The organism is Alteromonas sp. Cnat3-28, assembly GCF_022348265.1.
GTDB classification, from domain to species: domain Bacteria; phylum Pseudomonadota; class Gammaproteobacteria; order Enterobacterales; family Alteromonadaceae; genus Alteromonas; species Alteromonas macleodii.
In genome coordinates, this window is the sequence record NZ_JAKREY010000005.1 from 31,851 (window position 1) to 52,920 (window position 21,070).

At 43.6% G+C, this 21,070-nt stretch carries 23 protein-coding genes and 1 other annotated feature; of the genes, 14 read left to right on the forward strand and 9 right to left on the reverse strand.

Going from position 1 to position 21,070, the window contains the following annotated elements; genetic code table 11:
* Complete coding sequence (hisG, locus tag MHM87_RS06770) at positions 1 to 903, reverse strand: ATP phosphoribosyltransferase (protein WP_014950027.1); 903 nt, start codon at positions 901 to 903, stop codon at positions 1 to 3.
* Positions 904 to 953: 50 nt separating this feature from the next.
* Positions 954 to 1,072: a sequence feature (His leader region), on the reverse strand.
* Positions 1,073 to 1,302: 230 nt separating this feature from the next.
* Between hisG and MHM87_RS06775 the strand changes: the two genes are divergently transcribed.
* A complete protein-coding gene (locus MHM87_RS06775; protein WP_014950026.1) occupies positions 1,303 to 1,542 on the forward strand; it encodes a hypothetical protein in 240 nt (79 codons plus the stop codon).
* A 15-nt stretch (positions 1,543 to 1,557) separates the two neighbouring features.
* On the opposite strand, the gene MHM87_RS06780 is transcribed toward MHM87_RS06775, so the two are convergent.
* Entirely contained in the window at positions 1,558 to 2,331 is a 774-nt protein-coding gene (locus tag MHM87_RS06780; RefSeq protein ID WP_039225210.1) for a ParA family protein, read from the reverse strand.
* A 162-nt stretch (positions 2,332 to 2,493) separates the two neighbouring features.
* Here MHM87_RS06780 and MHM87_RS06785 point away from each other — a divergent pair, with 162 nt between their 5' ends.
* Positions 2,494 to 3,534 (forward strand): MBL fold metallo-hydrolase, encoded by a 1,041-nt coding sequence (locus MHM87_RS06785; protein WP_239258210.1) that lies wholly within the window; start codon positions 2,494 to 2,496, stop codon positions 3,532 to 3,534.
* A 223-nt stretch (positions 3,535 to 3,757) separates the two neighbouring features.
* Here the strand turns inward: MHM87_RS06785 and MHM87_RS06790 are convergent, their stop codons facing one another.
* The 3 genes from MHM87_RS06790 to MHM87_RS06800 all read right to left on the reverse strand — a co-directional run bounded on the left by MHM87_RS06790 (position 3,758) and on the right by MHM87_RS06800 (position 5,379).
* On the reverse strand, positions 3,758 to 4,330 hold the full coding sequence (locus MHM87_RS06790) for a YSC84-related protein (RefSeq protein ID WP_014950022.1): 573 nt from the start codon (positions 4,328 to 4,330) through the stop codon (positions 3,758 to 3,760).
* Positions 4,331 to 4,510: 180 nt separating this feature from the next.
* Positions 4,511 to 4,780, reverse strand: coding sequence for a DUF6482 family protein (locus tag MHM87_RS06795; RefSeq protein WP_257721543.1), 270 nt, complete (start codon positions 4,778 to 4,780; stop codon positions 4,511 to 4,513).
* Between the two features lie 116 nt (positions 4,781 to 4,896).
* Positions 4,897 to 5,379, reverse strand: coding sequence for a DUF2244 domain-containing protein (locus MHM87_RS06800; RefSeq protein WP_239258212.1), 483 nt, complete (start codon positions 5,377 to 5,379; stop codon positions 4,897 to 4,899).
* Positions 5,380 to 5,532: 153 nt separating this feature from the next.
* Here MHM87_RS06800 and MHM87_RS06805 point away from each other — a divergent pair, with 153 nt between their 5' ends.
* From MHM87_RS06805 to MHM87_RS06815, 3 genes are all read left to right on the forward strand, one after another.
* The gene (locus MHM87_RS06805; RefSeq protein ID WP_014976941.1) at positions 5,533 to 6,441 is read left to right on the forward strand and encodes a sulfite exporter TauE/SafE family protein; all 909 of its coding nucleotides are present in this window, start codon (positions 5,533 to 5,535) and stop codon (positions 6,439 to 6,441) included.
* A 113-nt stretch (positions 6,442 to 6,554) separates the two neighbouring features.
* The gene (locus MHM87_RS06810; RefSeq protein ID WP_239258214.1) at positions 6,555 to 7,859 is read left to right on the forward strand and encodes an alpha-amylase family glycosyl hydrolase; all 1,305 of its coding nucleotides are present in this window, start codon (positions 6,555 to 6,557) and stop codon (positions 7,857 to 7,859) included.
* 85 nt (positions 7,860 to 7,944) lie between these two features.
* Positions 7,945 to 8,163, forward strand: coding sequence for a hypothetical protein (locus tag MHM87_RS06815; RefSeq protein WP_110288592.1), 219 nt, complete (start codon positions 7,945 to 7,947; stop codon positions 8,161 to 8,163).
* A 50-nt stretch (positions 8,164 to 8,213) separates the two neighbouring features.
* Here MHM87_RS06815 and MHM87_RS06820 read toward each other — a convergent pair whose 3' ends face one another.
* The 3 genes from MHM87_RS06820 to MHM87_RS06830 all read right to left on the reverse strand — a co-directional run bounded on the left by MHM87_RS06820 (position 8,214) and on the right by MHM87_RS06830 (position 10,731).
* Complete coding sequence (locus MHM87_RS06820) at positions 8,214 to 8,909, reverse strand: calcium-binding protein (protein WP_239258216.1); 696 nt, start codon at positions 8,907 to 8,909, stop codon at positions 8,214 to 8,216.
* Positions 8,910 to 9,229: 320 nt separating this feature from the next.
* Positions 9,230 to 9,628 (reverse strand): GFA family protein, encoded by a 399-nt coding sequence (locus tag MHM87_RS06825; RefSeq protein WP_239258218.1) that lies wholly within the window; start codon positions 9,626 to 9,628, stop codon positions 9,230 to 9,232.
* Between the two features lie 47 nt (positions 9,629 to 9,675).
* Complete coding sequence (locus MHM87_RS06830) at positions 9,676 to 10,731, reverse strand: SRPBCC family protein (protein WP_131136649.1); 1,056 nt, start codon at positions 10,729 to 10,731, stop codon at positions 9,676 to 9,678.
* Between the two features lie 161 nt (positions 10,732 to 10,892).
* Here MHM87_RS06830 and MHM87_RS06835 point away from each other — a divergent pair, with 161 nt between their 5' ends.
* Both MHM87_RS06835 and MHM87_RS06840 read left to right on the forward strand, forming a co-directional pair.
* Positions 10,893 to 11,813 carry a cation diffusion facilitator family transporter gene (locus MHM87_RS06835; protein WP_239258220.1) on the forward strand — a complete coding sequence of 307 codons (921 nt, stop codon included), beginning with the start codon at positions 10,893 to 10,895 and terminating at the stop codon, positions 11,811 to 11,813.
* A 102-nt stretch (positions 11,814 to 11,915) separates the two neighbouring features.
* A complete protein-coding gene (locus MHM87_RS06840) occupies positions 11,916 to 12,248 on the forward strand; it encodes a hypothetical protein (protein WP_014976933.1) in 333 nt (110 codons plus the stop codon).
* Positions 12,249 to 12,405: 157 nt separating this feature from the next.
* Here the strand turns inward: MHM87_RS06840 and MHM87_RS06845 are convergent, their stop codons facing one another.
* Entirely contained in the window at positions 12,406 to 12,645 is a 240-nt protein-coding gene (locus MHM87_RS06845; protein ID WP_239258222.1) for a hypothetical protein, read from the reverse strand.
* Between the two features lie 252 nt (positions 12,646 to 12,897).
* Here MHM87_RS06845 and MHM87_RS06850 point away from each other — a divergent pair, with 252 nt between their 5' ends.
* From MHM87_RS06850 to rnd, 7 genes are all read left to right on the forward strand, one after another.
* Complete coding sequence (locus MHM87_RS06850) at positions 12,898 to 14,817, forward strand: ATP-dependent DNA helicase (protein ID WP_014950010.1); 1,920 nt, start codon at positions 12,898 to 12,900, stop codon at positions 14,815 to 14,817.
* Between the two features lie 78 nt (positions 14,818 to 14,895).
* Positions 14,896 to 15,612 (forward strand): tRNA (adenosine(37)-N6)-threonylcarbamoyltransferase complex dimerization subunit type 1 TsaB, encoded by a 717-nt coding sequence (tsaB, locus tag MHM87_RS06855; protein WP_061095417.1) that lies wholly within the window; start codon positions 14,896 to 14,898, stop codon positions 15,610 to 15,612.
* 128 nt (positions 15,613 to 15,740) lie between these two features.
* Positions 15,741 to 16,034, forward strand: coding sequence for a hypothetical protein (locus MHM87_RS06860; RefSeq protein ID WP_014950008.1), 294 nt, complete (start codon positions 15,741 to 15,743; stop codon positions 16,032 to 16,034).
* Positions 16,035 to 16,376: 342 nt separating this feature from the next.
* The gene (locus tag MHM87_RS06865; protein WP_014950007.1) at positions 16,377 to 17,030 is read left to right on the forward strand and encodes a Slp family lipoprotein; all 654 of its coding nucleotides are present in this window, start codon (positions 16,377 to 16,379) and stop codon (positions 17,028 to 17,030) included.
* A gap of 99 nt (positions 17,031 to 17,129) precedes the next feature.
* Positions 17,130 to 17,969 carry an alpha/beta hydrolase gene (locus MHM87_RS06870; protein WP_239258224.1) on the forward strand — a complete coding sequence of 280 codons (840 nt, stop codon included), beginning with the start codon at positions 17,130 to 17,132 and terminating at the stop codon, positions 17,967 to 17,969.
* A 121-nt stretch (positions 17,970 to 18,090) separates the two neighbouring features.
* Positions 18,091 to 19,743, forward strand: coding sequence for a long-chain-fatty-acid--CoA ligase FadD (fadD, locus tag MHM87_RS06875; protein ID WP_014950005.1), 1,653 nt, complete (start codon positions 18,091 to 18,093; stop codon positions 19,741 to 19,743).
* 62 nt (positions 19,744 to 19,805) lie between these two features.
* Positions 19,806 to 20,963 carry a ribonuclease D gene (rnd, locus tag MHM87_RS06880; protein WP_239258226.1) on the forward strand — a complete coding sequence of 386 codons (1,158 nt, stop codon included), beginning with the start codon at positions 19,806 to 19,808 and terminating at the stop codon, positions 20,961 to 20,963.
* The last annotated feature ends 107 nt before the right edge of the window (positions 20,964 to 21,070 follow it).

The window sequence follows — 21,070 nt, forward strand, 5'->3', positions numbered from 1 at the left end:
TTAGCCCATCATTTTTTCGATTGGCATTACAAGAATAGAGCTACAACCAAGGGCTTTAAGTTTCTCCATGGTTTCCCAGAACAAGGTCTCTGTAGAAACAACGTGGATAGCAACTTGTTCTTCATTTCCAGCAAGTGGTAGAACCGTAGGATTTTCAGCACCTGGAAGTAGGCTTTTCACCTGCTCTAAATACGCTTTTGGTGCGTGTAGCATGATGTACTTGCTTTCTTTTGCTAGTAATACGCCATCAACACGTGGCATTAGTCGGTTAACCAGTGTTTCTTTCTCGTCGCTAAGCTCGCCATCAGCGCGCTTAATAAGTACCGCTTTACTGCGGAAAATAACGTCTTTTTCAACAAGACCGTTAGCTTCAAGGGTTGCACCGGTAGATACAAGGTCACAGATAGCGTCAGCTACACCTGCTCGTGGGGCCACTTCCACAGAACCTTGTAGCATTACAGCCTTTGCATTTATGCCCTGTTCTTTGAAGTAGCGCTCAAGTAGGTAGGGGTAAGTTGTTGCTACTTTTTTGCCTTCTAGCGACTGGATTCCTTGATAATCCATCTCATTAGGTACCGCTATAGACAGGCGGCAGCCGCCGTAGTCTAGACGACGCAATACTTCATACTCGAATGGCTTGCCCGCAGCTTTACGCTCTAGCATTTTCTCTTCTAGCTCATTTTCGCCAATAAAGCCTAGATCTACTACACCATCCATAACAAGACCTGGAATATCGTCGTCACGCACGCGAAGCAAATCAATAGGCTGGTTCGTAGAATGCGCAATCAGCAGGCGATCACGAATATTGAGTTTAATGCCTATAGCTTTCAGTAGGGCAATGCTGTCATCGCTCAATCGACCTGATTTCTGTACGGCAATTCGAAGTCTTTTGCTGTTACTCATTGAAACGTTCCTTACACGTTGTGTTTTAACTTTTGATTGCGCCTAAAACGAAAAACCCCCGGAAGTTTCCTTCCGAGGGTCGAGAATTTGTTTTATCTGCGCCACTGGAAGGATACATAGACCTTCCAGCACGAACCTGAAAGGTTATGCTTTGTGGTGATGGTGATGTTTCGTCGCGCAGTTAATCATTTTGAAAATTTTAATTCCTAATTTCGAACGGCTGAAACATTAGCGTTTTGAATTAGGATTTGCAAGGTTAAAGTGAACTCTTTTGGCACATTAACTCTAATTTAATGTGTATATAATAAAACAATTCGTTATGAATTAGTTTTGAACCGTAATTTTAGGCAACTTGTTGCCGATAAGTTATAGAGACAAATACAAACTTCTGGAGGGCGTATGAGCAACGATCTACTGTTTCCCATTTTGCCTCGCAACACAAAAGTGCCGATTGAGACGGACGACCGCGTGAAGAAAGTGCAAAAGACCAAAAAGTCCGAGCATTTCAGTGAAGAAGAGCGCGATCAGTTTCAAGACGTGAAGCGAACTGAGATTATCGAAAAATCAGCTGAAAACTCGAAAGATAAAGAGCGAGGTAACAGCGAGGGTGGGCTTAAGCATATTGATATTGATGTTTAGCGAAACTTGTTAGCGTTAGGTTTTGCTCGCATTGAGTTCTTCAAATAAAGCCGCAATTTGATTCGTCACTTTGTGCTTAGGTAAGTAGAAAGGCAGCGGCATTCGCTTAGAGTGAGACTCTTTCACTTTTACCGTGGCACTTATATAACTTTCTAACACTGGCAAATCTTGCTGCTTAAGTGTCTCAATTAACTCTCTTGGAAGCTTTGCTTGGCTATTGAATTGATTAACAACAATACCCAACAAACGCAGTTCAGGGTTGTGGTCTTCTTTTAGTTCCATTGCATTTTCAAGTAAACGCTCAATCGCCTGTGCCGAGAAGTCGTCGCAATCAAAGGGGACGCAAAAGCCATCAGCAGCAATAAGTGCCGCTTTAGAATAAAAATTAAAATTAGGAGGCGTGTCGATAAAAATGTTGTCGAATTCGTCTTTTAACTCCTTTAACGCGTCTTTAAGTTTAAAAATTTTGTATCGTGACTCGAGCTCTCGCTCGACTTCCGCCAACGCAGAAGAAGAAGGCATAACGAAGAGGTTTTCATAAGGCGTTGCATGCACGAACGCGTTAGGCTTCTTGGCTGTTCTGAAAATGCCAACTACTTGTTTGAACATATCGGCCACGGTAAGGCTTTGTTCACTGGCGTTAAATCCCACGTAGTGAGTACTATTTCCCTGAGCGTCTAAGTCTACCAATAAGGTCTTATGACCCAGCTTAGCGCTTTGCGCAGCTAAATTGGTGCTAATGGTCGATTTGCCTACGCCGCCTTTTTGATTAAACACCACGATTATCATAAGAAATCCCTTCGTCAGTTGTGTTTAAAATATGCCCAATTAAAAGTGCTTATGCAAAATATTGTTTATGGTTTAATGCAAACTGAATACAGTTGTCCCAAACAGTGAAAAAATCAACATCGTAAAACAATGTGGTTTTATATACCTAGAATGGAATGCGTTATGGTTAGTATAAAAAAGTCTGTATGGCAGCTTGCAATAATGCTTCTGGCGGTTTGGATGTCCAATAATACTTACTCAGCCGATGTATACACTGCGCAATATTACGCGGATAAAGGATTGAAAAGTGCTAAGCATTTTCCTGGCTTGGCGAGTCTTTGCGATATTAGTCAAGAGCCGCGGGATATGTTCGTTATTAGCGAAAATCGGCGCGAGAGATCCAAGCGCAGTAATGGTGTTAGCGAAGTAAAAGGAAATGCTAAAGTCCGTCGTCAAATTCCACCTCAACAGGTCTTCGATAACCTTTATTATGTCGGCGCTGGCAACGTATCAAGTTGGGCAATTGATACGGGCGAAAGTATAGTTTTAGTAGACGCGCTAAATAATAACCAACAAGCTCAACATTATATCCTTAACGGACTTTCGGCACTCGGGTTGGGAGATAAGCCGATTTCCCATCTAATCATATCTCATGGACACGGCGATCATTACGGTGGTTTTGGGCTGATTAAATCAGTTTATAGTCCACGTATTGTGATGAGTGAAATTGAGTGGCACGTGTTAGAAAACGACGCGTTTGCAAGCTATCGCTGGGGAGCAAAACCTGAAAAAGATTTACTGATTGAAGATGGGGATGTACTCAACGTAAATGGCACTGAGTTAGCGTTTTATGTAACGCCTGGACATACACCGGGTACGCTTACTATCGTTCTCCCTGTGATAGATGGAGATGAACGGCATCGCGCTGTATTATGGGGCGGCACAGGGCTCAATTATGGTCCGGATGTCGCAAGAATAAAGTCTTATACAAACTCGGCCAATGCAATGAAAGCGTTGGTGAAAGAACAAAATATTGAAGTATTTTTGTCAAATCACCCTGGAAGAGACGGAACAAGAGATAAGCTTAAGGCGTTAACGGATAGGAAAGATAATCAGGCACATCCATTTATACAAGGAGAAGATGTGGTTGTTGAAGCATTTGAGCTTCTCGAGAATTGTACAAGAGCACAGTGGATGCAGATTGAGGAAAACCGTGCTCAGTAAAATGTGAGCGATATGATTCTCAAGGCAAGAAAGAGAGAAACCGTAGACTTGCTCCTTCTGCCTTGAGATTTTCAAACGTTATTTCTGTGATTCAGACAGCCTAAAGATTTAGAGCGGTAGCGGGCAGTTGTGCAGAAAAAATAAAAAGGCCTCTTGCATTCAAGAGGCCTTCGGTGTGTTGGAGCGCTAATCGCTAATATGGTTAGGAATAGTTAGGGCAGAATTAGTTTAGTTCTTTATCTACCCAAAATTTCGTGCCTTTAACAGTTGCCTGTAATGTAAGGCCGCTTTCAGTCATAGTATACACTGTGACGTTACCCAAGTAGCCTTCGCCTTCTGCAGATGCGCCTTTGTTACCGGCTTTCGCTGCTACATCCGCGTTACCACCTACGGTCCATCCATTTTCAATAAAGTGATTCATCGCTTTTTGTGTGTGGAAAACCATAACAATTCGGTAATCTTTTGCGCCTAAGCCAAGGCCTACGCCACCTTCGGCCATATTCATATATGTTTTTGCGCCGGTTACATTATTGTTTACAACACCGTAGCCTGTGCCCGCCGCCACAAAGAATACGTTGATGTTAGCATTGGTAAATACGGCGTAGCCGGCGGCGTCTTTTACCTGAGAGCGCGTATCGGGCTTTTCAGAATAAAGGCGGGCAAGCGCGTTATCTTGCATATCTAAAATAGCTTGTCGCTTTTCAGCAACAGTTCCGTCGCCCATCGAAGCGCACGCCGTCAAGGCTAACACGGCAGCCACAAACACAGATTTAATAGCTAACTTACTTATTTTCATGCAATTCTCCTTAGCATGTAGGTATTTTATTAACTACAGAAGAAGACCATTCTTACTGTTTCTAATTCAATAAAATACCGTTTTAATTTACGTCACATTAGTTGTACGCAAAAAACGTGCTAAGTGGTGCATGGAACATTGAAAACTATTGGTCTTACTTTCTAGTACACCTGCAAGTCGCTACCACTCAATTTCAAGCTCTAACGCACCGGGATGATCGGTTTGACCAACCATTTCTTCATACGGTGTGCTTTGACGGAGCCAAACTTTTTCAAAGGCTTGAGAGTCAAAATGCTCCCTAATCTCGTTCAAACAGTGAAACGTTTTAGGTTGTGACTTGTTGTCGCGAACCAAGGTGCGTGAGGCGCCCATACCGGTTGATGCGAGGTAATTGCCGCCTTCTAGTGACTCGATGTATAAGTTCATAGTGTAACCCTCATTAGGTCGCAACTCGTTATCGCTGCGTCTTATATCTAATTAGTCGAAAATAGCCACAATGATCATTAATTTTGTGTCATGCACGATAAGGAGCCTTACGCATTGGTTGCATTTCAAAGCAACACGAATTACCACCACTTATTCGAACATACTGCGATCCCCGCCTTTTGCATACATTTATGGACACGCTCTTTGTCCTCTAAATTTAAAAATGATCCCACTTCAAATTGCTGCAGAGGGGCTTGTAGCACAAGCTGTGGCGCACATTTTAAGCTCAAGTCTTTTTTATAGTACAAGGACGTATCAGGGCGGAAGAATTCTATGCTTATACCGGTTGAGCTAGTGACTTGAATGCTGTTTGATGAAATTAAGAGCGTCTCCCAGCGGTATGTCGCTTTAGAAACTAAATACATAATCAGCGTTAGTAACCCGACCTCCAATCCTGCAAAAGGTAATATGACCCACGCACCGGCCAGTGACCAAGCAATAGCTATCGAGCTGATAAAAAGGGCAAAAGCTGCAAGAAGGTGCTTTGTCTGTTGCCATGTTGCTGAGCGGTTTGGCGAAAGATGCAGTTGCACCTGATGCTCAAATGTAGATACTTCAACCATGTTTTTTAAAATGCTGTATATGATATCTGTGTAAGTAAAACCTTATACGTAGTTGAATAACAATAGTTTGAAAATTGTACAGGTGCTAGTTGGCTGCGTACTTAGAAAAGTCATGCCGTGTAACTTGCCGTATTTTCTGCCTTAAGGACGTATGTGATTTCTCTCATCAAGCAAAACGCTGGTAAAACAGCGTTGATAGTACTTTTATTTTTATGGATCGGCAGTTTGCTAGCGCAACCAGCCCCTATTGAGCTTGTTAAAGAGTTCGGGCTTTTCAGCGTTCTTGGCGTTATTGGTGCTATATTTGCGAATGCCACTGGAGCTGGCGGTGGCGTGGTTTTCGTTCCGTTTTTTAACTACCTGTCATTTTCTGCGCAAAGCGTTGTGGCAACGAGTTTCGCCATCCAATGCTGTGGTATGACCGCAGGGGCACTAACTTGGGCCGCGTATTATAAGCACCAACACAAGTATGATCAGTATTGGAAAGCATTACCCAGTGTACTGATGTTAACGGTTCCCTCGTCAATATGCGGCATAGGATTCGCTCAGTATTCTTCTCAAAGTACAAGGCTTCTAGAGCATTTGTGGGGTGGGGCCAATAACCTTCACATCGCTTTTGGTAGTTTTTCTATTCTATTAGCAATCGCAATATTTGCTTCTATTCCGCTAATGAAGCGTACCCATTTCAAAAAAGACTTACATACGAAAGATCTTTTGCTTTTACCTTTCATTGGTTTTTTAGGCGGCATTATCACCGCGTGGCTTTCGGTAGGAGTAGGAGAGTTAGTCGCTGTTTACCTCATAATTCGAGGGTTTAATGTAACTTTGTCTATTGCCAGCGCGGTTATCTTGTCGGCTTTTACTGTGTGGTCTGCATTGCCATATCACGCTTTTATAAGCGAGTCTGTGGTATGGCAGGTTGTTTTGTTTGCTGGGGCAGGTGCAATAGTCGGTGGAACGATTGCAAAGTTTGTTGTTTTAGCATTTTCGGTTCAGCGTCTAAAACTTTTTTTCGGTATTTGGGTACTAATTTTAGGTGTTACAAGTTTACCTATTCTTTAAGCCACGAGCTTGCGGCAGTTAAAAGCCCAGCTCGCTGCAATTTGAAGCCTAAAGTAACGCGACGCAGAACCAAATTCTTTTTCTAAACGCTAATCTCGATAAGGAAAGATAATATGGATATCAATCCTGTTCCTAAGAAACGATATAACGTGCTTCAGCCAGAATGGTCATCTCACGCTGTTATTTATCAGGTCAACACTCGACAGTTTTCAGAGCAAGGTAATTTTGAAGGAGTGAGAAAGGGGTTATCTCACATTAAATCACTTGGCGCTGATATTGTTTGGCTTATGCCTGTACACCCTATTGGTGAAAAAAACAGGAAAGGGGAGCTTGGAAGTCCCTATGCAGTAAAAGACTATCTGGCCATTAACCCTGAATTTGGTAGCGAAGAGGATTTCAAAGCGCTGGTGGATGAAGCGCACAAGCTTTCGCTAAAAGTCATCATAGACTGGGTGCCAAATCACAGTGCGTGGGATAATCCTTTGGTTGAACAGCACCCCGAGTGGTACGCCAAAGACTACAAAGGTGATTTTCGTCCATCTCCGTGGTGGGATTGGAGCGATATCATAGAGTTTGATTATGAACACGTTGGCCTTCGCAAATACATGATTAACGCGTTGTGTTATTGGGTTGAAAAGTTCGACATTGATGGGTTTCGCTGTGATGTAGCGGGGTATGTCCCCAACGATTTTTGGCAGCAAGCAGTGCAAACGCTAAGCGCAATCAGACCAGTCTTCATGTTGGCTGAATGGGAGAATCGAGATCTTCACGAAAATGCGTTCAATATGACATACGCATGGAGTTGGAACGAGACGCTACACGAACTCGCACACGGACAATGTTCACTGGATAGGTTGCGCAAGTATTATTCGTGGAATGAACGCAGCTGGCCTCACTCGGCTTACAGAATGACCTTCGTGAGTAATCATGACAAAAATGCCTGGGATGGCACCCAGCGCGAACAATTTGGTTATGCGCTTGAAGCCTGTATTGCTTTATCGGTAATGGGTGAAGGCATGCCGCTCATTCACAACGGGCAAGAAGCTGGGGAAACCAAGCGTTTAGCGTTTTTTGAGCGCGACCCTATACACTGGCAAGAACATGAAATAGGCAACTTGTATCGCAAGCTAATTGCTCTTAAAAAATCCAAAGCCGTGCTAGGAAATGGAGAATACGGGACCAGAATGATTCAGGTGCCAAATTCTAAGATGGAAAAGGTTTTTAGTTTTGTACGTTGTAATGAAAATGAAAAAGTGTTCGTTGTGATTAATTTTTCAAATGAGCAGCTTGATGTAACGTTTGAAGAACCATTGTTTGAAGGTGAGTATGCGCACTGGGAGCGCGACGAAAAGAAAATCTTCGGAGCTGATTCAGTGTGTAAACTCACGCCTTGGCAGTTCGAGATATGGGTGGCATAACGGTGTGATCGTTTAGTGTCATCTTTAACTACAAAAGGTAAAAAGCACTAATGTTTTTTTACTAAGTGAAAATTAAGGATGAACGATGACTGTGAATGATTCAGCTGAAAAAACAGAAGACCGCTCGTTAAATAATCATGCAGCGCTTAAAACTTCTATTGCCAATGGTGATGTTGAAGAGGTAAAAGCGCGACTTGAAGGACACACTTTGGATAAGCTAGAAAAAGGTTATCTTATCGATCTCGCACGCTTGAGTGGTAACAGTGAAATCGAGGAAGTGATTAAGTCAACACCCGAAAGTTAGATGCTAAAGAATCTAGCTCAGATCTAATCTGAGCTAGTACAACTTAGTCATTACTCTTCAGAACTATCACTTGAGTTGCTTTCATACTTACTCTGATAACGCTTAAATTCCGTACGCGTAATTAATTCATCGTCATTTGCGTCAATATTATCAAAATCACGTGTTACACCACTTCTCGAGGCTTCAGCTTTAGTAAGCTTACCGTCGCTGTTAGCGTCCATCATCTCAAATTTACTGCGCGCAATGACCGCTTCATCTGCAATAACCGTATTATCGTGAACAACAGTATCTTCAGCGACGTTGTCAACGTTTGTCTTTTCTAAGTTTCCGTTAGCCTTCAACTCAGTCTTAGCTCTTAGTTCGTGAGTCAGCCTTTTGTCTTTCGTCGCGGCAACCACTTCATCGACATCAGTATCAACTTTAACTTCCGTTTCCATTGTACCTTCTGTACCCATACTCTCTTTCATCGATTTTACCGTTGCAAGCACGTCGTCATCGAAATGTTGAGGGTGCTTCGTTACATGAGCATTGAACTCTTTAATTGAAAGCTGCATGTCTGAATTGGTATCAATTTTGGAAAAGTGCGCATAAATCTCATCGTCGTCAGCTTCTTCTCGTGAAATATAGCCGTTGTCATCGTTATCCAAATCGGCAAATGTGGTGTCTATTTTTTCGATACCGTTGCCGGCAAACGCGGCAGTAGAAAGTGCGGCGCTGATTAGTGTAGCAATTGTTAATTTTTTCATATCTAACTCCTTGGTTTTTCGGCCTCCATACTGCTTAAAAACGGAGGAGAGTATTCACATGGAGTTATTCATAGCATATGCCATTTCAATAAAATGTTTTTAGATCATTGGTTTATGTTTTTTGAAAGGTTGGGGGACGACAGGCGGAATTGTGAGATCTATAGAATTTTCTGAAAAAGTTACTCGCTATTTTTGACAAAAACGGAACACGTTAAGCGGAGAATGTTGTGAATGCGAGCAACAATCGACCTGCCGTTATTCAAGCAGCGAATTTTGTTTAGTATAAAGCCATTAGGTTTCGAATGAGTATTCAATGTTTGTTACGGTAAACGTTCAAATTTTGTGATGGTTTCTAAGTTTTCTTCCCACGCAGCTTTGCTTACGCCGAAGATATGTGCAGTAGGTTTAATCAGTAGTTTTGTATTCAGACACCCAGCGGGTACGGCTAGAATGTCACCGAGTTGAGTACAAGGAAGGGCTGAACCGCAAATTTTACAGAAACTTTTGCTATGACGCGTGTTCTCGAGCGTGAAGTTGACTACAGCGTCAACACCCGATGCCCAAGTTAACATAGCCGAACTTGAAAACAGGTTGGCTGCGAAGGCCGAACCTGTATCCTTTTGACAGTGTTTGCAGTGGCACAGATAAAAACTGTCAAAATCACCCTCAATTTTAAAAGTCACCGACCCGCACAAACAAGACCCTTTGTAATTGTTCATCAAAACTCCTTTTTTGTGAAATACCACTATTTAGAGCACTAAGACTGCTACTGTTTAGCAAGCCAATCGTAAAAGTGCGCCACGCCCGCTTCTAAAAACGGTTCTATGGGACCGTGTTCTTCTTCGCCTGATAAATAAAGTGCCCGTCGACCTTTTTCTAGCAATAGGCAGGCTTCTTCATCTTCTACCGCTGTTTCCATATAGGCCGCTTTTTCCGCTGCAAAGTAGTCTGGCATATCTTTATAAAGTGCTTCGGGATAATAAAATTCAACGTGGTTTACACATGCGCCGGCACCCTTGGGGTAAATCGTGCTGACGACAATAATATCTGGGTACCACTCAATCATAATATTAGGGTACAAAAAGCACCATATTGCGCCAAAGCGAGGAAGTGTTTGCCCGAATCGTGCCAATAATGCGTCTTGGAACTCTCTGTAACGCGGTGTTGTGCGCTTGGTAAGCTGGTCGCCTAGCCCAACTTTTTGAACTGAAAAATCATCGCCAAACGACCATTCTAAATCATCGGGTTTAACAAACTGGCGAAGCCCAGGGTGCATGGAGTACACGTGATAGTTCTCTAGATAGATTTCGATGAATGTCTTCCAGTTAAATTGATATTCCGTGGTTTCAGAACCGGCGTAAAAGTAATCGGTAAAGTCGAGATAGTCCTCAAGCCCAAGGGCAGATAAGTCCATATTAGGAGATCGCCCTCGAAATAGAAGACCGTTCCACACTGACAGTGATTCCTTTTTCAACTGACCGCTAAGGGCATCCTTAAAGTGGGGCGCACCTTTAAGCTGGCCTGTATTGTCATAGCCCCAGCAGTGGAGTTTACAAACTATGCTGCGTGCCCGGCCTTGCCCTTCAAGAAGTTGAGCTTGTCGATGTAAGCAAACATTGGATATAAGTTCATAATTCTCACCCTGATTGAACAACGCATAACGGTCGTTAAAGTGAGGCAGTACTTGATAGCTAAACTTCTCTGGCACCATTAGGGAATGGCCCGCATAAGCAAGCCCTCGAGAGAATGCCTGCTCGACTTCCTGCCGGCTTTCATCAGCATCAAAGTAACTTTTTATAGAAGGATGGGTAACGATTTTCATAGTTTAAAACGGGTGCTAAAAACGCAGTGCGTTGAGTCGAAATAATATAGGCGCTATGTATCACTGAATTGCTTAAAAAAATAGCAATATTTTATTTAAAGCACTATTTTTTTTAAAATATCGGAGTAGAATCCGCGCACCTTAATTTCGAAGTGATTTTCATGGACATTGGCTTCCATCACCTTGAAGAAAAGCGTCTATTAACGCTTTCTTTTTATATTGCCGGCGCATTTGTCATTATTGCGCTTGGTTTTGCCATTTTAACGAGCTCAGGCGCTATTTTATTTGATGCCGCGTACTCGTTAATCGCTTTTGTTATGTCAATGCTAACGCTTAAAGTGGCCAATTTGGTTCAACGCCCTGACGATGACCGGTTTCACTTTGGTTACACGGCAATTGAACCTACGCTAAACATGTTTAAGTCGCTTATTATCATTGCCACGTGTCTGTATGCCGTCGCGAGCTCTGTTCAGAGTTTATTAGCAGGTGGGCACGCAGCTGAGTATGGTATTGGTATGGTCTACGGTGTTGTGGCAACGGTTGGCTGTTTTAGTATCTCTCTGTACATGCGAGTAAAAGGCAAGCATTTACTGTCCGATTTAGTAAAAGTGGATTCTCACACTTGGATGATAGACGGCGTGCTAAGTGCATCCATCTTGTTCGCTTTTATTTTGGCCTACGCGTTAGAGTTGACGGAATATAGAACGCTGTCGCCGTACGTTGATCCTGTTTTATTGATTATTCTTGGTTCGGCAATGTTGCCTGTGCCTTTTAAGATTTTGCGTGAAAGCCTTAATGAAGTAATTAACAAAGCGCCGCCTGAAGCTATCTCGGCGGTAATCGAGAAAAAATTCAAAAAAACGTTGGCTGACGTCCCATATGAACATGTGGAAGTGCGAATTAGTAAGCGGGGTAGGGATGTCTATCTGTTAGTCCACATTATCGTGGATGACGCATTCTCGATTGCAACGATCAGTGAGTTAGACGAAATTCGACTGAAATGCGAAGCAGAAATGCGCGAGTGGGATCCTGCAATCATCATGGATATCTTGTTCATAAAAGATCCTGAACTTGCAGAGTAATGACACGGGGGAGTGTGAAATTTCTCGCATTCTCCCCTTACTTGGCTGGCAAAATTCTCCAAACTTTCCGATAATCAACTCTTTAAGCTAATTGAAGATGTGATGGAAACGCGACTTCCGCTATATAAAAAGCTGCTGGTAATGTACCGCATAGAACCGGGATGTCTTGGGCCGCAAGGTGCTGACTACGTCGAGGAGTTTTGTGTATTTGCCAAAAAAAAGCTAAAAGACAACCATGGTCATTGTTTGCGATGGACCATTAAGCCCCGCTACGACAAGACACTGCCTGAGCTTGAGTTTCAGATAAAAAATGCCGTACTTTCCCGTGACAATGCGGCTAAATATATGGATAGCTTTGGTATTGATATCGATGCTTTCGAAGAAGAGCTAGAGGAGTCGCTCGCCGATTTGGTTGATGCATTTTTTGAACGCTGATGCGTTTAACTAAAGCCACCTTCGCATGCATTGCTATATACAATGCTAGGGAACTCGAAAAGGCATCTCAAAAGCAGGGCACAAAAAAGCCCCACCATTTCTGGCGAGGCTTTATCATTCATTCAGTTAAAGTGAATCAGTAACTCACCTTATTAGATTAGTTTAAAGATTTCAGTTTCTGGTAACCTTCAGCTTCTAGCTCATCATTTACGCACTCTAATACAAATACGTCTTCCGACTTGCCTTTTGTGCCTTCTTCTTCTGCGATTTCTTTACAGAACTGGGTTAATTCCACTACCAGCTCTGCAGGTGCTTCGTCTGATGCAGCTGCAATTACAGAGAACGCCATTGCGCTTAAACCTACTAAGCCTAAACCTATAAAGCGTAAACCTTTCATAATTACCTCGTTGAATAGTTGAGTATAAACATTTACGAGCTGGATATTGCGCCTAAGTGATAAGATTAAAAAGCTAATTTTTTTGTTCTAGAAGACAAATTCTTTTCATCAAAAATTTAACAATTGCTTTGACTCTAAAAGGCGTCAGGTAGCAAATGCTGACGCTAAAATGCAAACCTTTAATGGGCATTCCATAGGCTTTTTGGCATAATGCGCGGCCTAAAGTAGAAAAGTAATGACAGCGCTTAAACCATGCCCACAATAAATAACGTATTCTCTTCAGATGGCCTCCTTGCAGGTGCTATCAAGGGGTTTGTACCTCGCGAAGCTCAAACTGAAATGGCAAAGGCGGTTAAGCGCGCTATTGATACCACAGGTAGTTTAATAGTAGAGGCCGGTACGGGAACGGGAAAGACTTTCGCTTATCTCGCTCCGGCATTGTTGAGCGACGGAAAAGCCATTGTTTCTACAGGGACTAAAAACTTACAAGAGCAGCTATTTCACCGCGACTTACCGCTGGTAAAAAAGGCCTTAGGCAGCAAGCGAAAGACTGCACTGTTAAAAGGCCGTTCAAACTATCTTTGTCTACACCGTGTAGCGCAGCACAGCGGCAACTCTACGCTGGTTGAAAAAGAGGTATTGGGTCAGCTTTCAGAAGTGAAACGTTGGTCTAGTACTACGAAAACAGGTGACATGGGGGAGCTTAAGACCCTTCCCGAAGATGCCCGTGTTTTACCGCTGGTTACCTCTACAGTGGATAATTGCTTGGGCCGCGATTGCCCAGATTATGAAGATTGCTACTTGGTAAAAGCGCGCAGAAAGGCGCTGGATGCTGATATTATTGTGGTAAACCACCACCTTTTCTTTGCTGATATGGCACTGAAAGACACAGGGTTTGGCGAACTTATTCCAGAAGCTGATGCGATTATTTTTGATGAGGCTCATCAAATTCCCGATATTGCCAGCGATTACTTTGGCGAGTCACTTTCGACAAGACAAATTCACGATATTGCGAAAGATATCACGCTGTTGTTCAGAACAGTGCTAAAAGATGCTGGGCAGCTAGATAAAGCGGCTGACAAATGCAGGATGATTGCCTCTGATTTACGGTTATTGTTCCCGGATACGGCTGAACGCGGAAACTGGGCTGAGGCGTTAGACCGTGACGACGTGCGCATGCAGGTGGGCAAGCTGGCGGAAGCGCTAGGTGTACTGCATGAAGTGTGTAAACTCCATATTGGCCGCGATAAAGATTTAGACAACATGTACGAACGTGTTGTGGCTGCAAGAGAGCAGTTAGATGCGTTAAGCGACAATAAGCAAGAAAATGTAAGTTTGTGGTATGAAACTACTCAGCGTCATCTCATTATGCATTTAACGCCCTTATCGATTGCCGCTAAATTCAGACGTTTCGTATCATCGCCGCCGCGCGGGTGGATTTTTACCTCTGCAACCTTAATGGTAAACGGAGGTTTTGATCACTTTCAGCGCCGCATGGGCTTAGAAGATGCAGAAACGTTAGGATTAGATAGCCCGTTTAATTACCCTGAACAGGCCATGCTGTGCGTGCCCCGCTATTTACCAGAACCAAACAGCTACGCTATGCGCGAAACTTTGCTAGAAACAGCCAAACGGCTAATCAAAGCAAGTCGCGGGAGATGTTTCTTGTTGTTTACTAGTCACGCTATGCTTCGAGAAATTGCGCAGAAGCTAGAAGATGAGATAGATAATCCGCTACTGGTGCAAGGGACTACCACCAAGCAAGCATTGCTGGATGCGTACCTTGCAGATGAAAAAGCGGTATTAATGGGCACAGGCGCGTTTTGGGAAGGAGTAGACGTGCGCGGCAACGACTTGGTTTGCGTGATGATTGATAAGCTGCCCTTTGCGTCACCTGATGACCCGCTGCTTCAAGCCCGTATGGAAGATGTAAAAAAACGTGGAGCAAACCCGTTTGGTGTTATTCAAATTCCCCAAGCTGTTATTACGTTAAAGCAGGGCGCGGGAAGACTCATCCGAGATCCTTCAGATAAAGGCGTGCTGGTTATATGTGACAATCGATTAGTGACGAAGCCTTACGCCAAAACCTTCGTTGGAAGCTTGCCAGATATGAAAAGAACAAGAAGCTTGGACGAAGTGGAAAAATTTTTAGCCGGCATTGATGAAGCCTAAGTTAAAGCACTGAAAAAGCGGTAAACGTGTATTACGCCATTAGCCCCGTTTTCAGCTTATATGAAATAAGAGATAAACATGAACATTTTAGCTATAGACACCGCAACCGAAGCTTGTTCGGTTGCGCTTCAATTCAAAGACACCGTCATAACGCGTTTCGAGATATGCCCTCAGCAGCATAGTCAGCGACTTCTTCCTATGGTCGATGAGGTGTTAAAAGAAGCAAAGGTTTCGCTGGGCGACCTAGATTTACTGGCTTTTGGTCGAGGCCCAGGCAGCTTTACCGGTGTTCGCATAGCAACGGGAATGATTCAAGGTTTAGCGTTAGGAACAGGCTTAAAGGTAGCGGGCGTGAGTACGCTTGAAGCTATGGCGTTTGAAGTAGCGTCTAAAACTCAGCACAAAGATGCATTGGTCGCCGTTGCATCGGATGCGCGTATGGGTGAAGTGTATTTCGCGGTTTACTCTCAGTCGCAAAATGGGCTTGTACTTTGCACTGAAGAGCAAGTTTGTCCGCCCGAATTGGCTATTGAACAGCTAAAATTACTTAGAAAAGAAAACGGCGCGACTGTAATTGCAGCTGGCACCGGCTGGTCTGCCTACGAGGAGCTTGATAACTGGAAGTCTGAAGTATGTGGTGAGGTAGCGTCTGACATCACACTTCCAAACGCGCAATACATGCTTAAACTTGCAACAGATGCACATAGTAAAGGCGAAGTATCTGATGCTGTGAATGTAGAACCTGTATATCTGCGCGATAAAGTTACGTGGAAAAAATTACCAGGCAGAGAGTAACGACACGCTGCCAAATATTGGGCGCCCATTACTAACAATAAATAAATCGAGCAACGGGAAAAGAGGAGCGAGTCTTAAGGTTAAAGCTCGCTTCCCAATGGTACGATTCTTGCCTCAGTTAACTCTGTATGATTATCAATAATAATTTCGCCGTACCGTCTTCCGAACCTTCGCAAGGCCGTGTCGCTAAAATTAACAAAGACCCTGAACAGCAAAGTAAAGGGCAAAGCGAATCGTCTGCTAGGGCGATTGTTGTTGCGCCCGACGAACAGGGAACGGATAACGCCAAAGCGTACCAACAATTCATTCGTGAAGATGGCAACACATATTCTCAAAATGCCATAGCGTCATACACAAGCTTTGAAAAGCAGCAGCAACGCGAGTCTATTCAATCTATGTTCGGCGTGGACATCTACGCGTAGTTCAATTCCAAGCACCATAATTCACACCGTAGATAAATTTAACAAATTGTTAAAACCCGCTGTTTATTTGAACAAAAGCCTACCGTACATACTCTACAAATTGTTGGTTGGGATGATCTATCTCATTTAAGCGACATAGTGTTTGAACGGCAGTGGTTGTCCATTCGTATAAATGCTAATGTTTGGTTGTTGGTATTCGGTTTTTCTTTTTCTCATAAAGAGATACATGAAAGTAGAGGCGGGTTGTAATCGAAATTTCACTGTATTTTTTAAACAACCCAGTGCTTGTAGACTGACTTTTATTCAAACGCAGCATTTTCTAGGATTTATAGGAGCTCGTCGATGTCTCGGTATTTAGTTTTACTTACAGTCTTTTTATTTGCGGGCTGCACAATAGTCCCAGATAGCATAGAAGTGCCTGAAGGAACGCAGCTAGTTAGCTATTCGAAAGCGGTCACGTCGGGGGCGAACGCGCAAGGCCAAAAGGCCAGATGGGGAGGAATGATTGTTGGTGTTGAAAATAAGCCCAACAAAACGTTCATTGAACTCGCTCATTTTCCGCTAAATCATTATGGCAAGCCTTCAACAAATGGAGAGACGTCGGGTCGATTCAAAGTACAAATTGATGGCTTCGTCGACCCAATTGTTTTTGAAGAAGGGCGTGCGGCAACGTTTCTAGGTACAGTTACCGCTCCAACTGCGGGCATGGTGGGTGAGCAGCCCTACATTTATCCGACGATCATTGCCGATGACTACCACATGTGGAGGAAGCAAGAGGTTTATGATGTAAATACTTACTTCTTCAATTACCACACAGGTTGGTATTCACCTTTTTATCGCTTCAATGGCCCTTGGATGTATCCGCATTTTAATCGAACGCGCGTAATTCGTTACGAAAATGCGCCGAGCAAGGCCACGCTTCCTTCTAAATCTAAGTCTACACGAAGCAAGACAAAGGCAACGATACAGCCCGCAAGGCAGGATAAAGCGAAGTAAAAATCTTATCATGGAGGCGGCATAATATTGCCGCCTTTTTTTTATTTTTAGGACGGTCATGGAAAGCGCGCGGCGATTTATTGCCGCAAAGGATGAAAGATGATTGAAACAGAATTTAACATTGGGGCATTACATTTAGCTGCGTTAGATAATCAAGGTGCCGGCAAAGTCGTACTTGGTTTACACGGCTACTTGGATAACGCAGAGAGCTTACGGCTGTTAGCACCCTACCTACAAACTCACCGCTTTATTGCGCTAGACCTAGCTGGTCATGGTCGTTCTGGTCACCGTGCACTAGGCGCACATTACAATCAAGCTGATTACCTGCAAGACCTTTTTGCGCTAATAGAATCTCAAGAGTGGGAAGAAGTCATTTTATTAGGACACTCTCTCGGCGGAATACTAGCGAGCCTTTTCGCCGCACTTTTTCCGGAAAAAGTCACTGCTGTAATAAGTATTGATGCTTGTGGGCCGCTTACCGAAACTGAAGAAACAACCGCAGCACAAATGCGTGACGCAATAATGAGTCGTCACGCGAAGTCGCGAAATAAACTGCGAATCGTTGATTTAGACGACGCAGTTAAAGCCAGGTGCAAGGTATCAGATATTCCTGCCGAACACGCGCGTTCTATTTTATCGAGAAATTTGACCCAAGATGCAGGGGGACATTGCTTCTGGTCGAGCGACCCGAAGCTTCGTACAAAATCTACACTAAGACTCACAGAAAAGCAGGCAGAATCGCTAATGCGTGCTATTGTATGCCCAATTCTTTTTATTGGTGCATCTAACAGTTTTAAAAACCTTGAGACTGTTTTCCCCAATCGCAAGGGGTGGTTTTTAAATGCGCAATACGAACAATTAGTAGGCGGCCACCATATTCACATGGAAAATACTGACGATGTAGGGGTATTAATTCGTCATTTTGTTGAGCAATTGTAAATTGTGCCGTTTATTTTTTTTTACACATCCTATACTATTCGCAAGTTATCAGACCAGTTATATAAGTGCAGCTCCCCATGCGCTTATAAAATAGTATAAGAATAAAGTAGAGGAGGTTTTGGTGGAAAAAACCTGGCTTAAGCATTACGACCCTCGCGTTTCCGCAGAAATTGATGCCGATCGTTACGCATCTGTAGTAGACATTTTCGAGCAGTCGGTAAAGAAGTTTAAAAACAAAGAAGCCTTCATTAATATGGGGCATTCAATCACGTTTGAAGAGTTAGATACTTTATCAGCTCAGTTTGCCGCTTATTTGCAAGCAAGCGGACTAAAACGCGGTGATGCTGTGGCAATTATGATGCCCAACCTTCTTCAATACCCTGTTGCCATGTTTGGTATTCTGCGCGCAGGGATGGTTGTGGTTAATGTAAATCCTCTCTATACAGCTCGTGAGTTAAAGCACCAACTAAATGATGCTAATGCAAAAGCCATCGTTATTGTTGAAAACTTTGCGTGTACTCTAGAAGAAGTCATCGCAGATACAAATCTACAAGAAGTCTTTCTGACCGCTTTAGGCGATATGCTTCCGGCACCTAAGCGCTGGATCGTGAACGCAGTAGTGAAGTACGTTAAAAAGATGGTGCCTTCGTTTAATCTACCTGAAACGACATCGTTTATGTCTGCGGTTAAAAAAGGGCAATCTCTTGAATATAAACGCCCAGATATCGATAGCGGCGATTTAGCGTTTCTTCAATACACAGGTGGCACAACGGGTGTTTCTAAAGGTGCCATGCTTACTCATCGCAATATGGTGGCTAATCTTGAGCAGGTCTCGGGAATTTTAGAAACAGTGATTGAAGAAGGCGAAGACTTTGTTGTTACCGCGCTTCCGCTTTACCATATCTTTGCGCTACTGGCGAACTGCTTGATGTTCGTTAAATACGGGTGCCGTAACTTGCTTATTACCAACCCACGTGACATGCCGGCTTTTGTAAACGAACTTAGCAAATATCCGTTTACCATTTTACCTGGCGTAAATACATTGTTTAATGGCCTGTTAAATACGCCTGGATTCAGTGAACTTGATTTCAGCAAATTTAAGTTTGGTTTAGGTGGCGGTATGGCTGTTCAGCGCCCTGTTGCAGAAAAGTGGGAAAAGGTCACCGGTACTGTGCTTCTTGAAGGCTATGGGCTAACAGAGTGTTCGCCTGTGGTAGCGGTTAACCCGCCACAGATTGAAGCTTATAAAGGTGCAATCGGTATGCCGGTCCCTTCTACAGACATCAAGCTCCTTGACGACGACGGTAACCCTGTCGAAAAGGGCGAGCCTGGTGAAATGTGGGTGAAAGGCCCTCAGGTAATGAAAGGATATTTGAACCGACCAGAAGCAACAGAAGAAATTCTAAAAGACGGTTGGTTAGCCACAGGTGACATCGCAACGGTAGATGATGAAGGTTACTTCTATATTGTTGACCGTAAAAAGGATATGATCCTAGTTTCAGGCTTTAACGTGTTTCCTAACGAGATTGAAGAAGTGGCTGCAATGCATGAAAACATTGTTGAAGCAGCTGCGGTTGGGGTTCCTCATGAAGTCAGTGGTGAAGTTGTGAAATTATTCGTAGTTCGAAACAGCGACTCACTTACTGAAAAAGACGTTATCGCGCATTGCCGTAATCACTTAACGGGTTACAAAGTGCCTAAGCAAGTTGTTTTCAAAGACGACTTACCAAAAACCAATGTAGGTAAAATACTGCGTCGGGAGCTTCGAGACTAATTTCGTTGAAATAGTTTTGTGAAAGCCGGCGTAAGCCGGCTTTTTTATTACTGTGCAAAAATATGCAATATCAATTAATTACAACATCTGAACAACTCGAAAAAGTGTGCACTGCCGCACAGCGTCAAGAGGCGGTAGCCTTAGACACCGAATTCGTAAGAACGAAAACCCTCACTCCTCATTTAGGCCTTGTCCAGCTCTATGATGGCCATCAGCTGGTACTCATTGATCCGCTCGCCATAGACAATATGCAGCCATTTATCGATCTCATGGAGAATACCGAAGTCGTAAAAGTACTGCACTCGTGTTCTGAAGACATTGAGGCGTTCCTTACCGCTTTTGATACCGTACCAACGCCTGTGTTCGACACGCAGCTTGCGGGAAGTATTTTGGACATGGGGCCGTCACTTGGCTATGCAAAGCTTGTAGAGTTGCTGTGTGATATCAGTTTGGACAAAGGGGAGTCGCGAACCGATTGGTTAGCCAGACCACTACGTGAAGCGCAGCTTAGCTACGCAGCGAATGATGTGCTGTATTTACTGCCTTGCTACCAACAGTTAGCCAGTAAAGTACAAGAGGCGGGGAAAGTGCACTGGATTTACCAAGAGATCGCTTTGTTAGTTGATAAAAAGCGCGCTCAAATGCCTGAAGATTTTGCGTACTTAAGCATTAAGAATAACTGGCGATTGAACAGCGAACAGCTCACTGTATTACAGGCACTAGCGGCATGGCGTTTGAATACCGCACGAAAAAAAGATCTGGCCCTAAACTTTGTGTTCAAAGAAGGGCATTTGTTTGAAGCGGCGCAGCGTCTTGTCGATAGTAAATCTGGCCTTTCGCGTATTAACGGCGTGAATCATCAATCGGTACGCCGCTACGGCGACACCATCATCACGCTAATTGAAGAGGCGAGAGCAAAGTACGCGCAAACACCAGAAAAGCTCAGACTTCCGGTTGTGCTGCGGTTAATTGATATCGCCAAGTACAAAAAAACGCTGGCCGAGCTTAAAGTTATCAGCGACCAGATAGCGAAAGACAATGCTGTAAATAGTGATGTTATTGCCTCTAAAAAACAGCTGAATCAACTGTTAAAATGGTACTGGTTTTCGGTTGATGAGACCCGCGTGCAGGGACTAATGCCCGATGTACTGTCGACGTGGAGAGAGCCATTGTTTCGCTCTCACGTAACTCGTCTACTTGGCGACGCTCCGGCCCAATAGTTCCTTAAAAGCAATATGGGTGAGCAGTATTGATGAGAGGTTTATGTCCTCGGGCTAATTAAATCTGCTTAGTGACCCCAAAAGAACTAAACAAACGAATTAAGAAA

Excerpts from the sequence above, each read along its gene's own strand:
- hisG (WP_014950027.1), bottom strand. The coding sequence starts at position 903 with ATGAGTAACAGCAAAAGACTTCGAATTGCCGTACAGAAATCAGGTCGA.
- MHM87_RS06775 (WP_014950026.1), top strand. The coding sequence starts at position 1,303 with ATGAGCAACGATCTACTGTTTCCCATTTTGCCTCGCAACACAAAAGTG.
- MHM87_RS06780 (WP_039225210.1), bottom strand. The coding sequence starts at position 2,331 with ATGATAATCGTGGTGTTTAATCAAAAAGGCGGCGTAGGCAAATCGACC.
- MHM87_RS06785 (WP_239258210.1), top strand. The coding sequence starts at position 2,494 with ATGGTTAGTATAAAAAAGTCTGTATGGCAGCTTGCAATAATGCTTCTG.
- MHM87_RS06790 (WP_014950022.1), bottom strand. The coding sequence starts at position 4,330 with ATGAAAATAAGTAAGTTAGCTATTAAATCTGTGTTTGTGGCTGCCGTG.
- MHM87_RS06800 (WP_239258212.1), bottom strand. The coding sequence starts at position 5,379 with ATGGTTGAAGTATCTACATTTGAGCATCAGGTGCAACTGCATCTTTCG.
- MHM87_RS06810 (WP_239258214.1), top strand. The coding sequence starts at position 6,555 with ATGGATATCAATCCTGTTCCTAAGAAACGATATAACGTGCTTCAGCCA.
- MHM87_RS06815 (WP_110288592.1), top strand. The coding sequence starts at position 7,945 with ATGACTGTGAATGATTCAGCTGAAAAAACAGAAGACCGCTCGTTAAAT.
- MHM87_RS06820 (WP_239258216.1), bottom strand. The coding sequence starts at position 8,909 with ATGAAAAAATTAACAATTGCTACACTAATCAGCGCCGCACTTTCTACT.
- MHM87_RS06825 (WP_239258218.1), bottom strand. The coding sequence starts at position 9,628 with ATGAACAATTACAAAGGGTCTTGTTTGTGCGGGTCGGTGACTTTTAAA.
- MHM87_RS06830 (WP_131136649.1), bottom strand. The coding sequence starts at position 10,731 with ATGAAAATCGTTACCCATCCTTCTATAAAAAGTTACTTTGATGCTGAT.
- MHM87_RS06835 (WP_239258220.1), top strand. The coding sequence starts at position 10,893 with ATGGACATTGGCTTCCATCACCTTGAAGAAAAGCGTCTATTAACGCTT.
- MHM87_RS06840 (WP_014976933.1), top strand. The coding sequence starts at position 11,916 with ATGGAAACGCGACTTCCGCTATATAAAAAGCTGCTGGTAATGTACCGC.
- MHM87_RS06845 (WP_239258222.1), bottom strand. The coding sequence starts at position 12,645 with ATGAAAGGTTTACGCTTTATAGGTTTAGGCTTAGTAGGTTTAAGCGCA.
- MHM87_RS06850 (WP_014950010.1), top strand. The coding sequence starts at position 12,898 with ATGCCCACAATAAATAACGTATTCTCTTCAGATGGCCTCCTTGCAGGT.
- tsaB (WP_061095417.1), top strand. The coding sequence starts at position 14,896 with ATGAACATTTTAGCTATAGACACCGCAACCGAAGCTTGTTCGGTTGCG.
- MHM87_RS06860 (WP_014950008.1), top strand. The coding sequence starts at position 15,741 with ATGATTATCAATAATAATTTCGCCGTACCGTCTTCCGAACCTTCGCAA.
- MHM87_RS06865 (WP_014950007.1), top strand. The coding sequence starts at position 16,377 with ATGTCTCGGTATTTAGTTTTACTTACAGTCTTTTTATTTGCGGGCTGC.
- MHM87_RS06870 (WP_239258224.1), top strand. The coding sequence starts at position 17,130 with ATGATTGAAACAGAATTTAACATTGGGGCATTACATTTAGCTGCGTTA.
- rnd (WP_239258226.1), top strand. The coding sequence starts at position 19,806 with ATGCAATATCAATTAATTACAACATCTGAACAACTCGAAAAAGTGTGC.